This window comes from Bacillus sp. RZ2MS9 (assembly GCF_001816185.2).
Lineage (GTDB): Bacteria > Bacillota > Bacilli > Bacillales > Bacillaceae_G > Bacillus_A > Bacillus_A cereus.
Genome location: NZ_CP049978.1, coordinates 862,851 through 877,677 on the forward strand (window position 1 = coordinate 862,851; position 14,827 = coordinate 877,677).

A 14,827-nucleotide genomic window follows, 5' to 3' on the forward strand; every position below is an offset into this window, starting at 1 on the left:
AACGAGCAAATTGCGTTATGCAACTTGCCCGTTTTTCTTTTCGTTATTTTTTTTCTGATCACGATTCATTAATGGATAGAAAGCAAATCCAATTACGAATAAACCAATTCCGAGAAGGAACGTTTTTATATCGGATGCGCCAGTTTTAATAACCCATAGTGCGTAGCAAAGTGCGATAACTGCGACTATGCCATCTGTAATTCTTGCCCGCATTTCATTTTTATATGTTTCACCAGTTGCGACTAGTTTTAACTGGAAGATTGGTGAAACGAGATATGGAATGAGGTAGGCCAGTGTTGATACGGTAATAACGAATGTATAAGCTTCCGCAATGGTTCCTGATAATGTTGAGAATAGGAATACTTGCGACATAATGTTTGTTAATCGTAATGAGTAAATTGGACTTCCTTTTTTATTTGTTTTCGTGAAGAAGGAAGGGAAGAAACCTTCTTTTGCTGCTTGATAAGGTACTTCTGAGCTTAATAAAATCCAGCCTAAGATAGAACCGAACAGGGAAGTAAGAGCAAGTAATGCCATCAGTTTCCCGCCGCCGTGACCCATTGCAGCATTTAGTGCATCTGCTAATGGACGTTCAGAAGCTTGTAATTTATCAACGTGAAGTACACCCATTGTTAAAATTGTAATTCCTAAGTAAATCGCAACTGTAATAAGTAATCCCGCAACTGTTGCACGTTTTACCGTTTTTGGAGAAACAGCACGGTTTGATAAAAGAACGGCTGATTCAATTCCGATAAACGCCCAAAGCGTTGTAAGAGCAGCTAAATTTACTTGTGAAAGAAGACCATGTGATGCACCTGATTTATCAATCATCGGTGTGTACCATTGTCCAAACTTAGAAGCTTCGAATGCAAATAACGTAACGACGATGAATAAAAGGAATCCAGTTACTTTCGTTGTTGTTGCTAAGAAGTTTAGTTTTCCAGCTCCGCTTACACCGTTTGTTAATATAATATGAGTTCCCCAAAGTAAGATGGAACAAATCGTAAATGTAATTAGTTTTCCGACTTCTACGTTAAACGAGCCGATTGAAAATAGTAGTCGCGTATCTTTCATAATTGGGAAGAAGAGTGATAAATATCCCGCAAATGATGTAATGATGGCAACGTTACTTGCCCAGTTTGCAACCCAATATCCCCATACCATACTGAATCCAGCCATTTTTTTCTTTTTTGGTGTTGAGAATAAAGCATATGCATGACTTTGTGGTCCTGTCGTTAAATCAGGACGACGAATTGCTAAATTACCGAAAACAAGAGCTAGCATTAAAACACCAAACCCTGTAGTTAACCAAGCTAAAGTGACACCGAGTGGGCTTGCTGTTTGTGCCAACGTACTTGGCACCATGAAAATACCAGCGCCAACCATGTTACCGACAACGAAAGCTGTTAGTACCCAAAAGCCCCATTTTTTTTGTTGCATAGAAAATACCTCCAAAGTTAGTATAACCAAGTCAAGCGAGGAGATATGTATGTCTTCCTGAGTCAGGAAGAGAAGTCCCAAACAAAACAAAAAAAGCACGTAATTTGCCGCTACATGCTTTCTATCTTATAAGAAACCCACGACATACCTCTCGATAGCTCTCCACAAACGAAACGTTTGTGACAGTTCTGCACTTATTAAATGCAGACCCAGCAAGCGTGCATGGTGGACACGACTTACTTCGGCAAACATTCCTTTCTCATTCCTTCATCAATGCCACTACATCTCCTGAAATGATACTCTTAATGATTGCAACCTCTACCTCACCGAGATACGAATGAGGATTTAAATATTAAATTAACGTCTTTAAGAGTAACAAATGAATTTTTATACGTCAATGGATATAGTAATAATCAGATTATAGAGAAGAGTTTGTGATTAAAAGTAAGAGGGATTGTTATGTGATATTTGAATTTTCGTAATATAATACATGTTATTAGCGCTAGATGATTGAAAAGGGGATGAAGTAAATGTCTGTATGTCATAAACATTCAGTAATAGGTGTGCTAGATTCGGGTGTTGGGGGATTAACAGTTGCGAGCGAAATTATAAGACAATTGCCTAAAGAAAGCATTTATTATATTGGTGATAATAAGCGTTGTCCGTATGGGCCAAGAAGTGTAGAGGAGGTGCAATCTTTCGTATTTGAAATGGTTGAGTTCCTCAAACAGTTTCCATTAAAAGCGCTAGTCGTAGCATGTAATACTGCTGCAGCTGCTGCATTGAATGCGCTGCAAGAAGCACTTTCCATTCCAGTTATTGGCGTTATACATCCAGGAGCAAGAGCGGCAATTAAAGTTACAAAGAAAGGGGAAATCGGGGTAATTGGAACTGTAGGTACGATAAAATCTAATATGTATGAAAAAGCATTACACGAGCTGGATACATATTTGGAAGTGCATAGCTATGCTTGCCCGACTTTAGCCACAGTTGTAGAAAATCAATTAGAAGATACAGCATATGTCACGCAGCAAGTGAAACAAGCTTTACTTCCATTAACGAAAGAAGATATAGATACGTTAATTCTTGGATGTACGCATTATCCACTTTTAGAGTCCTATATAAAAAAGGAACTAGGAGAAGACATAACGATTATTAGTTCTGCAGAAGAAACAGCGATAGAGTTAAGTACCATTTTACAGCACAAAGGAATTTTGTCTGACAATCTGAATCCGAAGCATCGCTTTTTTACAACGGGATCTGTTTTATCATTTGAACATATCGCTGAGCGATGGCTAGGGTATCAAATTTCTGTAGAATGTGTACATTTGCCTATGAAAAATGCGTGTATACATAATTAAGATTTAGTAAATTACTTTTTTAAATAAATGAGGTTCGTTTCATAAGAAGGAAAGAATAAGCTTTTAATTGAAGTGTTTAAGGGCAGTTCAATTAAAGGGGAGATTGGATTATGGAATTATTAAGATCTCAATTATTTGCTTTAGAGTATATTTCAAAATATGCAGAGAACGAAAAACGTGGGGCTAAAGCAACGATTAATCATATACTTAAAATGTCTAATATTACAGATGAAATATTTGAAGAAGCTGTCGCTAATTTAAAATCTCATGCAAGGATTGCTTTACACTTTCATCCAGACAGACTAGATTCGAATATGAAAAGTGTTGCTGAAGCACTGTTTGAGCAAGGGGTATATAAAAGTCAGTTTGAAACATTGCTATCTAATGGAAGTGTATCTGCTTATCCTGGTGGTGAACGTGACCTTTGGGAAAAAAGAATATTTGGAGGGGCATATCAATTAGAAGGCGTAACGAATGATCAACGGCCAAAATATGGAGCGCTAAATTTAATGTTACATCCAGATGGGCCGGCTCCGCGTTTTGGTTCATGTTATTTTCTCTTATCTCCAAAAGTTTCTTCGCGCTCTACATATACATATTTAGATTCGCATCAAGATCCGAAAGAAAAGGGGACTTATGAGGAGTTTGATATGATTTTAGCTGCTCTTTTGGAAGAGACATTTGTAGGAGATTTTGCAATTGGTGAAGGGAATTTGACTCCAACAATATTAATTAATCATTTACTGGCTAACCTGAAAAGGCCGTTTATAGATTTAGTAAGCAAAGAGCCAGCCCGTAATCTTAATCATTATATCGAAGCGCAAATTCATGGAGAGATTTCTCTTAAAGAAGACGTAGAGGTGCTTGTTGCAGATCCTTCATTTAAGGGTACGGATGTAGGAAGAGTTTTAGAAGAAATTTGCCTGAAGTATGCGATTGATTTGTATTGGCACATCGGTTTTGTACTTGCGGTAGACGAAGTTCCGATGGATTTTAGAGGTTCAAAAATGCCATCTTTAGCAAGACGCATTGCACGGAATCATTGCATCGATGCAAATATAATTGGCTCTGCTGTAGTGGATTTGAAACGCAATCCATTATCTTGGAGTGATCGTGGAACTTATGAAGAAGTGCTTCAGGAATTAAAATTATTATGGCATGTTTTAGTTCGATTTGGAAAACCAAATCGGAAGTAGAACGAAATACTCCGTTTTTCGGAAGTATTTATATAGAAAAGAAGCTGATCTAAAAATAGATCAGCTTCTTTTTATAAGATTAAACTAAGTTTAATACAGTTACTTTTTCACGTGTCATAGACTCAAGGCTCTTACGAATACCTTGTGCGCCCATACCTGAACCTTTTACACCGATGAATGGGAAGTGGTCAGGGCCGCGCTCTGTGCGTCCGTTAATTTGTACAGAACCAGTTTCGATTTTGTTAGCAATTGCAAATGCTTTGTTAATGTCTTTAGTGAAGACACTTGCTTGCAGACCGAACTCTGATTTGTTAGCAATTTCAATTGCTTGTTCATCTGAAGAAACACGGATGATTGGAAGGATTGGGCCGAATGGCTCTTCCCAAGCAACTTTCATCTCTTCTGTTACGTGATCGATTAATGTTGGGTAAATTAAGTTACGCTCACGTTTGTTACCGATAACGATTGTAGCACCTTTTTCTACAGCGTCGTCAACTAAACCTTGAACGAAGTCAGCAGACTTGTCGTCAATTAATGGAACGATTGTGCTGTCTTGTTCTGGAGATCCAACTGATAGTTCAGCTACTTGCGCTTTTAATAAGCTAACAAGCTCGTCCGCTACGTTTTCGTGTACAAGTACACGTTTAATAGCTGTACAACGTTGACCAGAGTAAGAGAATGCACCGCTTACGATATGGTTTGCAGCATCTTGTAAGTCAGCATCTTCACGAACGATACCAGGATCTTTACCACCAAGTTCTAATACAAGTGGAATCATTGAAGCTTTTTTCGCTAAATGTTTACCTGTGTTTGTACCACCTGTGAACGATACCATATTGATGCCTTCGTGCTCTACTAAGTAGTCACCAATTACAGAACCGCGTCCTGTAGCTACGTTTACAAGACCTTTTGGAAGGCCAGCTTTGTGAAGTGCTTCAACCATTTTAATACCACTAATTGCACCTTGAGTTGCTGGTTTGAAAATAACAGCGTTACCCATAATTAATGCTGGTGCAAGTTTTGCAGCAGATAAGTTTACTGGGTAGTTAAATGGTGCGATTGCTAATACAACACCAAGTGGTGCGCGTTGGATAATCGCAAGTTTAGATTTTGTACCGCCCGGGAAGCTATCGCCCATCATGCTTTCTCCGTGCATATGTAAAGCTTCTTCGATCGTGTAACGAATGAAGTCAGCTGTACGAACAACTTCTTTCTTCGCATCTTTATATCCTTTACCGACTTCTTTCATAATGATATCGGCAATTTCATCCTGCATATTTACGAGCTCATCAGCCCATTTATATAAGTATTTTGCGCGATCTTGTAGGGAAGCTTCAGCCCATGATTTTTGAGCTTCTTTTGCAGATGCAATTGCTTCATCCACTTCTCCGCGAGTAATTGCTTGTACTTGTCCAATTACTTCGTGTAAGTATGGAGATGGAATTTCGATTGTTTCTCCTGAAGAGCTTTCTCTCCATTCTCCATTTAAATAAAATTTGTACGTATTGCTAGTTGTCATGATTAGTCCTCCTAAAATAGCAACTTGTAAGAGTGAGTATAAGGTGATTGTAGGGGGTTTGATAACATTTTTCAAATGAAATGTTTGTGAAAACGATTTCTTATTCTTTTTTTATTTTGTATACCCTTTCTTACAGAACATTCCTTTATTTCAGAATGATGTAGCGTATATTTTCATGCGGTTTGTGAAAAAATAATTGACAGAATACTCAATAAAGTTGTAAGATTATAAATGGAAAATAAATGAAGGGGGTGTGCGTAATGATTGTAATCGTAAATGTAATGGGCTTAGCTCTGTTAAATGGCAGAAAACATTCATATCATTACGCAACCCGTACGGATATATAGGGCATCTTTGTCTTATAAAAAGCGTACGTTGCGTATATCGTAACGTACGCTTTTTATGCATTCCTGTGCATATCGTCAAGCGGCGGTATGCTTTTTTTTGTTTATTTTCCCTTGTTTAGTTCCGATAAAAAACTTTGGAAGGTGGAAAAATGTGATGAGATTGTATGGGTTACGAAATGTAAATGTGATGGGTCTGGATAGTGGATAAAGAAATGAGAGGTAAACGAGAACGAGAAGGGAGAGGTTACATTGTTATCAGTATTACTAAAGTTAAAATGGTTTTTTAGGGAGCACTGGAAGAGATATAGTATTGCCATTGGAGCTCTTTTAATTGTGAATATAGTTGAAGTTATTCCCCCGAAAGTGTTAGGGGTTACGATAGATAATATAAAAACAGGAACGTTATCGAACGAAGCAATTATGCAATCTATTCTTATTTTAATAGGGGTTACAATCGTTGGGTATGGTCTTACTTTCGTATGGCAACATCAATTGTTTGGAGGTGCATTTGTACTTGAGAAAACGATGCGCTCTAAATTTATGGGGCATTTACTTAAGATGACGCCGACTTTTTATCAAAAAAATCGTACTGGCGACTTAATGGCGAGGGCAACGAATGATTTAAAAGCAATCGCTATGACAGCTGGTTTTGGTATATTAACACTTGTGGATTCTAGTTTATACATGCTTACGATCGTTTTTATGATGGGATTTACAATTAGTTGGGAGCTTACATTTGCAGCGCTTATTCCGCTTCCAATTATGGCGTATGCGATGAATATATATGGAAAGAAATTGCATGAAAGATTTACCGTTGCGCAAGATGCGTTTGGTGATATGAACGATAAAGTGCTTGAATCAATCGCTGGTGTGCGTGTTATTCGTGCATACGTACAAGAGAATGCAGATGAGGAAAGATTTCATCACTTAGGAGATGACGTCTACGAAAAAAATATGAAAGTAGCGAGAATTGACGCATTATTCCAACCAACCGTGAAAATGCTTGTTGGCCTTAGTTATTTAATCGGTTTAGTGTACGGGGCATATCTTGTATTTCAATCAAAGGTAACACTTGGTGAACTTGTTTCATTTAACGTGTATTTAGGGATGATGATTTGGCCGATGTTTGCAATTGGTGAATTAATTAATGTTATGCAAAGAGGAAATGCTTCGCTTGACCGTGTGAATGAAACGTTAGCGTATGAACCAGATGTAAAGGATCCGAAACATCCAAAGCTTGTGCAAGAGCCGGATTATATTCAGTTTGATGACGTTACCTTTTCATATCCTTCATCAACTGAAACAAATTTAAAAAAGGTTTCGTTTACCTTAAAACAAGGGGAGACGCTTGGGGTTGTCGGAAAAACAGGAAGCGGGAAAACGACGCTTGTACGTCAGCTTCTTCGTCAATATCCACTTGGAGATGGAGATATTGCAGTTTCTGATGTGACATTAGATAAAATGACGAATGAAAATGTACTCGGCTGGATTGGTTATGTACCGCAGGAGCATATTTTGTTCTCAAAAACAGCGCGAGAAAATATTTTATTCGGAAATAGGGAAGCGACTGAAGAAGAACTAGAGAAAGCAATTGAAATTGCTGCGTTTAAAAAGGATTTAGAGTTTTTACCAGAAGGGTTAGAAACGCTCGTTGGAGAGAAAGGTGTTTCTTTATCAGGAGGGCAAAAACAAAGGATCTCGATTGCAAGAGCTGTTATTCAAAATCCAGAAATTTTAATTTTGGACGATTCTTTATCAGCTGTAGATGCTCGTACGGAAGCAGCGATCATTGAAAATATAAGAACGGAAAGAAGCGGAAAGACGACGATTATTACGACGCATCGTTTATCAGCAGTGCAACATGCGGATTGGATTCTCGTTATGGATGAAGGCGCAGTTATAGAAGAAGGTACGCATGCTCAGCTTATCCAAAAGGGAGGCTGGTATGCCGAACAGTTTGAAAGACAACAAGGTGAAAGTGAAAGTGCGGATAGTGGGGTGAAAATATGAGCGTTTCAAAACGATTGTTTCAATACGCGATGAAAGTGAAAGGGACGATTTTTGCTGCGATGTTAATGTTATTTATTTTCGTCATCGCAGAGCTTGCTGGTCCTTTCGTCGCTAAAACGATGATTGACGATCATATCGTCGGGATAGAGAAACCTTGGTATGAAACAGAACAGAGTGAAGATGCTGTTTCGTATAATGGGGCTTTTTATAAGCGAAGTGATCGCTTTGAACAAGGCGAGAAAAAAGGAAAAGAAGTACGCGTGATGCAAGTCGGTTTTCAATATTATTTTGTACCGAATAAAGTAAATGTAGAAGGATCACGTACTGTAAAAGGGGATATGATTACCGTTCAAAATGGTAAGGCGGTGCAAGTTTATAAAGCGAAAGCATTAACAAAGGAAGAAGTATTTGCATTTTATAAGCCAGAAATAAACCGTCTATTATTACTTGGTGGTGGCTATTTTGCTTTATTAGTAGTCGTATCATTATTTGCATACGGAAAGCAGTTCTTCTTGCAAAAGGCAGCGAACAAAATTATTCAAATTATGAGGGAAGATGTGTTTTCTCATATTCAAACGTTGCCGATTCGTTATTTCGATCATTTACCAGCAGGGAAAATTGTATCGCGTGTCACGAATGATACGGAAGCCATTCGTGATTTATATGTAACGGTACTTGCGACATTCGTCTCTAGTATCATCTATATTATAGGGATATTTGCGGCATTATTTTTACTCGATGTAAAATTGGCAACGATATGTTTACTCATTATCCCGATATTAATCGTTTGGGCAATTCTTTATAGAAAATACGCGTCTGTATACAATCATAAAATGCGCTCTCGTTTATCTGATATTAACGGAACAGTAAATGAATCCATTCAAGGGATGCCAATTATTCAAGCGTTCCGTCAAGAGCGTGAAACGAAAAAAGAGTTTGAAGAATTAAATGGCGATTATTTTAAGTATCAAAATAAAATTTTGAATTTAAATGCAGCAACTTCACACAATTTGGTATCCGTATTAAGAAATATCGCTTTCACAGGTGTGATTTGGTATTTCGGTGGCGCTTCATTAAGTGCTACAGGCGTCATTTCTCTAGGGATACTGTATGCGTTCGTTGATTATTTAACACGATTGTTCTCACCGATTACAAATATGGTGAATCAGCTTGCTAACTTAGAACAATCGCGTGTTGCATCAGAGCGTGTTTTTGAATTGTTAGAGGAAAAAGGAGAAGCAGTAGAAGAAGAGCGTATGCCTCGCTTACAAGGAAATGTGAAGTTTGATAATGTATCGTTTTCTTATAATGGGAAAGATGAAGTGTTAAAAAATATTTCTTTTGAAGCGAAACAAGGGGAGACCGTGGCACTTGTCGGTCATACTGGATCAGGAAAAAGTTCTATTATGAACGTACTCTTTCAGTTTTACGAGTTTGAAAAAGGAAAGCTTACGATTGATGGTCATGATGTAAAAGAGATGCCGAAACAAGCAACTCGTGAACATATGGGAATTGTACTGCAAGATCCGTTTTTATTTAGCGGAACAGTAGCATCTAATGTAAGTTTAGAAAATGAAAAAATTTCAAAAGAGCGCATCGTAAAAGCATTGCGTGATGTTGGTGCTGAAAGATTTGCGAACAATATAAATGAAGAAATTACGGAGAAAGGAAGTACTCTTTCAACCGGAGAACGTCAGCTTATATCGTTTGCTAGGGCGCTCGCTTTTGACCCAGCCATTTTAATTTTAGATGAAGCGACATCTAGTATCGATACAGAAACAGAGGCGATGATTCAACAAGCGCTAGAAGTTGTGAAAAAAGGAAGAACGACATTTATTATCGCTCACCGACTTTCAACAATTAAAAGCGCAGATCAAATTATTGTGCTTGATAGAGGAACCATTTTAGAAAAAGGGTCTCATGATGAGCTAATGAAAAAGCGCGGGCGTTATTATGATATGTACAAAACGCAAATGGAAGGGAACCAGAGCGCTTAATAGGTAAGGTGGAGAACTTGTGATTTTCACAAGTTCTTTTTTTAGTGAATCAGGGCAGTTAAATAAGAAGTATTATTTTACCTTTCGTACAATAAATGCTATATTAAAAAATGTTACTTATTTTTTGTATGTAGCATTATTTTTCCCTTTTGTTTGATTATGAAGAAAAAGGATAAACTAAATAAGAACATTTTCATTGAAAAATTGTTCAAGATTGCATACAATCAATATAGTTTTTAAATTCCTATCAGAATACTTGGAGGATTACTATCATGAAGAAATTATTTTCAGTGCTTGCAGTAACTACATTAGCGATCGGGATTGTAGCCGGCTGCGGTAAAGAAGAGAAAAAAGATACAGCTAGTCAAGACGCGTTACAAAAGATAAAACAAAGCGGTGAACTTGTAATTGGAACAGAAGGTACATACGCACCGTTCACATTCCATGATTCAAGCAATAAATTAACTGGATTTGACGTTGAACTATCAGAAGAAGTTGCAAAACGTTTAGGTGTAAAACCTGTATTTAAAGAAACACAATGGGATAGCTTACTTGCTGGTTTAGATGCAAAACGTTTTGATATGGTTGCAAACGAAGTTGGTATTCGTGAAGATCGTCAAAAGAAATACGATTTCTCTAAACCATACATTTCATCTTCAGCGGCATTAGTTATTGCAAAAGATAAAGATAAGCCTGCTACATTTGCTGATGTAAAAGGTTTAAAAGGAGCACAATCTTTAACGAGTAACTATGCAGATATTGCTAAGAAAAACGGTGCGGAAATTATTGGGGTAGAAGGATTTAGCCAAGCGGCAGAATTATTAGCTTCAGGACGCGTTGATTTTACAATTAATGATAAGTTATCAGTATTAAATTATTTAGAAACGAAAAAAGATGCAAAAATTAAAATTGTAGATACTGAAAAAGAAGCTTCAGAAAGTGGATTCTTATTCCGTAAAGGTAGCACTAAGCTTGTACAAGAAGTAGATAAAGCGTTAGAAGATATGAAAAAAGACGGTACGTATGACAAAATAACGAAAAAATGGTTCGGTGAAAATGTATCTAAGTAGTGCATTAGTTTCAGATCGATTGTCTACTTGGATAGATATTATGCAGACTTCCTTCATGCCTATGCTGAAGGAAGCTGTTTTTACAACAATTCCATTAACGCTTATTACATTTATTATCGGGATTATACTGGCAACGTTAACAGCGCTCGCACGTATTTCTGGTAGTCGTATTTTACAATGGATTGCTCGTATCTATGTATCTATCATTCGCGGAACGCCACTTCTTGTACAGCTATTTATTATTTTCTATGGTCTTCCAACTCTTAATATTGAAGTTGAGCCATATACAGCAGCAGTTGTTGGATTTTCATTAAATGTCGGTGCATATGCATCTGAAATTATTCGTGCTTCTATCCTTTCCATTCCGAAAGGGCAGTGGGAAGCAGCTTATACAATTGGGATGACATATCCACAAGCATTAAAACGTGTTATTTTACCACAAGCAACGCGCGTATCAATCCCGCCGCTTTCGAATACATTTATTAGCTTAGTGAAAGATACTTCGTTAGCATCGTTAATTTTAGTAACAGAAATGTTCCGAAAAGCGCAGGAAATTGCGGCGATGAACTACGAGTTTTTAATTGTTTATTTTGAAGCAGGTCTTATTTATTGGGTTATTTGTTTCTTATTATCAATCGTACAACAGATGTTAGAAAAGCGTTCAGAACGCTACACATTAAAATAATCCTTTTACAAAAGGAGTTTTTGTTTTTATGATTTCAATTCAGCATTTACAAAAAAGTTTCGGAGATAATACCGTACTAAAGCATATAGATTTAACAGTTGAGAAGGGCGAGGTTGTTGTTATTATTGGGCCGTCTGGATCTGGTAAAACGACATTCTTACGTTGTCTCAATGTATTAGAAACACCAAACGCTGGTAATATTCGTATCGGTAATAAAGAGCTTAACTTCTCTCAAAAAGTAACGAAGAAAGATATTGTTAATCTTCGTACGCAAACAGGTATGGTATTCCAGCACCATAATTTATTCCCGCATTTAACAGCACTTCAAAATGTAATGGAAGGGCTCGTTACAGTGAAAAAGATGGGGAAAGAAGAAGCGAAGAAAAAAGCAAACTATTTCCTTGAAAAGGTTGGTCTTGCGGATAAAGTAGACTTATATCCGTTCCAATTATCAGGCGGACAACAACAGCGCGTTGGAATTGCGCGTGCGCTTGCGATGGAGCCGGAAGTGTTACTATTTGATGAGCCGACATCAGCGCTTGATCCTGAACTCGTTCAAGAAGTTCTGAAAGTAATGAAAGAACTTGCTAAAGAAGGCATGACGATGGTTATTGTAACGCACGAAATGCGTTTTGCACATCAAATTGCGAACCGTGTTATTTTCATGGATGGTGGTGTCGTTGTCGAACAAGGTACACCAGAAGAAGTATTTACAAATCCAAAAGAAGAACGTACGAAGAAGTTTTTACAAATGTTGCAATAAATTAAGGAAGGTCTCAAGGCATATGCCTTGAGACCTTTTTGCCATATATATTTATTTGTGGAATCCGCCAAGGCTTTGCTCAGCCATTGCAACTAGACGTTTTGTGATTTCTCCACCAACTGAACCGTTAGCGCGAGCCGTAGAATCTGCTCCTAATTGTACACCAAATTCTTGAGCGATTTCGTACTTCATTTGATCGATTGCAGCTGTTGCACCTGGTACTACTAATTGATTTGAAGAATTTTGGTTTGCCATAGGAATATATCCTCCTTAGAGTTATAAAAGTTTTTTTGGTTGGACTAGCTGGAGTTGAACCAGATTATCGCCCCGATTGGCGCTAATCCATCGGTAATTAAGTTTGTACTCATAGTATGGATGTTACCTAGAAAGATATACAAAATAATAATTTGTAAATTTTGTCAAAAAAACTTATTGATTTCGTAAATTATGAAATAAGAGTAATCGTTGTATTTTTAAGAAAACAGGCCAAACTAAGGAGGATATTAAATATAATTTTCTCATTGTAGCCTGCTACTTGTAGGCTAATTATTAGCTTCTTATTTATGATTTATTGAAATAAAAATGAAATCGGTAGCAACTTTATAGTTCTATTTTTAAGTAGGGATGGAGTGGGCACTCCTATGTCTGGATAGGTTGCTCTCTTCACTCTAAAAAAGAGAGGCTTTAAACGATAAAGTATGGAGGAATCATGATGGGGATTTGCCCGCTTTGCAACGCATTAGAATCACAAACATATTCTTGTCAAAATTGCCAAAGTATACTCCAAGATTATGGGAAGTCTGTAGATTATATAGACGATTATAGTGCCTATATGGATCAAGAATTATTAAGTGCAGTAGATGGTTTAACGCATAATAATTCAAATGAATATTGCAATCATATTTTTTATTGCGGAGTATGTAATGTGGAAACTGAGGTTGTAGTAAAACTTGTGTAAATAGAAAACTTCCACCTTATTATCTAGGTGGAAGTTTTTGTTTTTGCATTTGTGAGTGAATCATAGGAGAAGGGATACATTCGGTGTTTGATGAAGTCCCGGATTTTATTTGGGACATTTTTTCTTTTGTATCACGTAAAGAATGTTCAGTTAAGTAGATGGCATATTCGTAAAATAACTGGCGTGTCAGTTCACTTTGTTCTTTTAATTTGGCATCTTGGAATACAGTTCGCCCAGGTTTAGAGTTGGCTTCAAATAACCACGGATTTTCCTTTGTGTCTAAACCGATATCGAAACCAATCTCACCGATGTTTCCAGTTACTTGCTCGTCGAGTGCATAACTTATTTGCAGAGCTGTTTGTTTTAATTTATTTTCAATTTGAACTTGCTTCGTTGAATCTGGAAAAAGCTCTTGTAGCAATTTTGTATTACCGCCGCTATTTACATGCGTTGTTAAACTGCCTTTGCCGGCGATTTTGGCGACGATTGCACTAACTATCCAATTACCGAAATGATTTTTATTTGTATGAATGCGGAAATCAACAGGTTGACCATCAAAGCGAAGTAACGAAATACCTTGCTGTACGATAAACTTTTTTAAATCATGCCCTTTTAGTACATGGTTTAGAAGAGTTTCTAATGATTGATACTTTCTCAGTTTGTTTTCTTCATTTTCGCGATAACGACAGTAGTAGCAATTTTCTGTTTGAGAATAAAATATTTGATGAATATTTCTACCAAAGCTCCCGTGTATTGGTTTCATGTACACTGATTTATATGTGCCAAGAAACCGTTCTACTTGTTCGAAATGCTGAAATGCTTCTGTATTTGGTAATAAGGGTTTAATTGATTCTTCTTTCATAAGAAGTTGATGAACTTCCCATTTATTGAAAAACCCTGGGTTAAACCATGGAATGGAGTAGTCTTGTTCTAATTTTCTTTTTGCTCTGACAATTGGTTTGTAATTTTCCGCTTGTCGATTCGGTAGTCGATCGTAAATGACGTTTGGTAAAGGAACCTTTTTCTTTATCCATTGTTTCTCTCGAAAGAAATATCCTTCAATTGTTTCTTCTTCCCAGTTTATATGTTGAACGCCAAAGACGAATACGAACGGTCGTAATGAGAATGGTGGTGTTAACAACTCACTGAGAGCAATTGAACGATTTCCTAAAGGATTAGAAGAATCATCGTTAAAGCCAGTTGTGAAAATGCCGATCAATGGTCCGAAAATAATCGTTTGGTTTTGTGTGAATGCATGAATAGTAGTTGATTGAGGCAGTAAAAGTTTTTCGGCAATATGCTTTCCGATAATAATTTCGCGAGTAAAGGAATAATGAATTTTTACTTCTTCACTTGCTATATGACGTATGCCGAAGGAGAGGGATGTAATAGGTGGTGTAATAGAAAAAACGTAAGGTAAAGTAATGCTATTTGGATGTTCATCTGAAATATTTAATGTATATATATGTTCTTTCAAAATA

Annotated in this window: 12 protein-coding genes and 1 riboswitch; of the genes, 8 read left to right on the forward strand and 4 right to left on the reverse strand. The window is 37.0% G+C overall.

From position 1 onward, the window contains the following. Positions 1–15: 15 nt before the first annotated feature. Positions 16–1,440: an amino acid permease gene (locus BHV55_RS04475; RefSeq protein ID WP_001186301.1), complete on the reverse strand. Its 1,425-nt coding sequence runs from the start codon at positions 1,438–1,440 to the stop codon at positions 16–18. A gap of 147 nt (positions 1,441–1,587) precedes the next feature. Next, positions 1,588–1,769: riboswitch (Lysine riboswitch) on the reverse strand. 201 nt (positions 1,770–1,970) lie between these two features. Between BHV55_RS04475 and racE the strand changes: the two genes are divergently transcribed. Both racE and BHV55_RS04485 read left to right on the forward strand, forming a co-directional pair. Then, positions 1,971–2,801: a glutamate racemase gene (racE, locus tag BHV55_RS04480; protein ID WP_000109669.1), complete on the forward strand. Its 831-nt coding sequence runs from the start codon at positions 1,971–1,973 to the stop codon at positions 2,799–2,801. 110 nt (positions 2,802–2,911) lie between these two features. Further along, positions 2,912–3,997, forward strand: a complete 1,086-nt coding sequence (locus BHV55_RS04485; protein ID WP_070757336.1) for a DUF3626 domain-containing protein — start codon at positions 2,912–2,914, stop codon at positions 3,995–3,997. A 79-nt stretch (positions 3,998–4,076) separates the two neighbouring features. Here BHV55_RS04485 and gapN read toward each other — a convergent pair whose 3' ends face one another. After that, positions 4,077–5,516, reverse strand: coding sequence for an NADP-dependent glyceraldehyde-3-phosphate dehydrogenase (gene gapN, locus BHV55_RS04490; RefSeq protein WP_000213634.1), 1,440 nt, complete (start codon positions 5,514–5,516; stop codon positions 4,077–4,079). A gap of 596 nt (positions 5,517–6,112) precedes the next feature. Here gapN and BHV55_RS04495 point away from each other — a divergent pair. The 5 genes from BHV55_RS04495 to BHV55_RS04515 all read left to right on the forward strand — a co-directional run bounded on the left by BHV55_RS04495 (position 6,113) and on the right by BHV55_RS04515 (position 12,388). After that, the gene (locus BHV55_RS04495) at positions 6,113–7,873 is read left to right on the forward strand and encodes an ABC transporter ATP-binding protein (protein WP_000953785.1); all 1,761 of its coding nucleotides are present in this window, start codon (positions 6,113–6,115) and stop codon (positions 7,871–7,873) included. Further along, positions 7,870–9,870, forward strand: coding sequence for an ABC transporter ATP-binding protein (locus BHV55_RS04500; RefSeq protein ID WP_070757334.1), 2,001 nt, complete (start codon positions 7,870–7,872; stop codon positions 9,868–9,870). The genes BHV55_RS04495 and BHV55_RS04500 overlap by 4 nt, the downstream gene beginning before the upstream one ends. Before the next feature lie 272 nt (positions 9,871–10,142). Beyond that, on the forward strand, positions 10,143–10,940 hold the full coding sequence (locus tag BHV55_RS04505; RefSeq protein ID WP_070757333.1) for an amino acid ABC transporter substrate-binding protein: 798 nt from the start codon (positions 10,143–10,145) through the stop codon (positions 10,938–10,940). Beyond that, a complete protein-coding gene (locus BHV55_RS04510; RefSeq protein WP_000281499.1) occupies positions 10,927–11,625 on the forward strand; it encodes an amino acid ABC transporter permease in 699 nt (232 codons plus the stop codon). The genes BHV55_RS04505 and BHV55_RS04510 overlap by 14 nt, the downstream gene beginning before the upstream one ends. A 28-nt stretch (positions 11,626–11,653) precedes the next feature. Beyond that, positions 11,654–12,388: an amino acid ABC transporter ATP-binding protein gene (locus BHV55_RS04515; RefSeq protein ID WP_000623610.1), complete on the forward strand. Its 735-nt coding sequence runs from the start codon at positions 11,654–11,656 to the stop codon at positions 12,386–12,388. A 51-nt stretch (positions 12,389–12,439) separates the two neighbouring features. Here the strand turns inward: BHV55_RS04515 and sasP are convergent, their stop codons facing one another. Then, on the reverse strand, positions 12,440–12,643 hold the full coding sequence (sasP, locus tag BHV55_RS04520) for a small acid-soluble spore protein, SasP family (RefSeq protein WP_000013338.1): 204 nt from the start codon (positions 12,641–12,643) through the stop codon (positions 12,440–12,442). 457 nt (positions 12,644–13,100) lie between these two features. On the opposite strand from sasP, the gene BHV55_RS04525 reads away from it, so the two are divergent. After that, the gene (locus BHV55_RS04525) at positions 13,101–13,346 is read left to right on the forward strand and encodes a hypothetical protein (protein WP_000510474.1); all 246 of its coding nucleotides are present in this window, start codon (positions 13,101–13,103) and stop codon (positions 13,344–13,346) included. A gap of 19 nt (positions 13,347–13,365) precedes the next feature. On the opposite strand, the gene BHV55_RS04530 is transcribed toward BHV55_RS04525, so the two are convergent. Further along, complete coding sequence (locus tag BHV55_RS04530) at positions 13,366–14,823, reverse strand: YheC/YheD family endospore coat-associated protein (protein ID WP_070757330.1); 1,458 nt, start codon at positions 14,821–14,823, stop codon at positions 13,366–13,368. Positions 14,824–14,827: the final 4 nt, after the last annotated feature.

Excerpts from the sequence above, each read along its gene's own strand:
- BHV55_RS04510 (WP_000281499.1), top strand. The coding sequence starts at position 10,927 with ATGTATCTAAGTAGTGCATTAGTTTCAGATCGATTGTCTACTTGGATA.
- racE (WP_000109669.1), top strand. The coding sequence starts at position 1,971 with ATGTCTGTATGTCATAAACATTCAGTAATAGGTGTGCTAGATTCGGGT.
- BHV55_RS04525 (WP_000510474.1), top strand. The coding sequence starts at position 13,101 with ATGGGGATTTGCCCGCTTTGCAACGCATTAGAATCACAAACATATTCT.
- gapN (WP_000213634.1), bottom strand. The coding sequence starts at position 5,516 with ATGACAACTAGCAATACGTACAAATTTTATTTAAATGGAGAATGGAGA.
- BHV55_RS04485 (WP_070757336.1), top strand. The coding sequence starts at position 2,912 with ATGGAATTATTAAGATCTCAATTATTTGCTTTAGAGTATATTTCAAAA.
- BHV55_RS04505 (WP_070757333.1), top strand. The coding sequence starts at position 10,143 with ATGAAGAAATTATTTTCAGTGCTTGCAGTAACTACATTAGCGATCGGG.
- BHV55_RS04475 (WP_001186301.1), bottom strand. The coding sequence starts at position 1,440 with ATGCAACAAAAAAAATGGGGCTTTTGGGTACTAACAGCTTTCGTTGTC.
- BHV55_RS04515 (WP_000623610.1), top strand. The coding sequence starts at position 11,654 with ATGATTTCAATTCAGCATTTACAAAAAAGTTTCGGAGATAATACCGTA.
- sasP (WP_000013338.1), bottom strand. The coding sequence starts at position 12,643 with ATGGCAAACCAAAATTCTTCAAATCAATTAGTAGTACCAGGTGCAACA.
- BHV55_RS04500 (WP_070757334.1), top strand. The coding sequence starts at position 7,870 with ATGAGCGTTTCAAAACGATTGTTTCAATACGCGATGAAAGTGAAAGGG.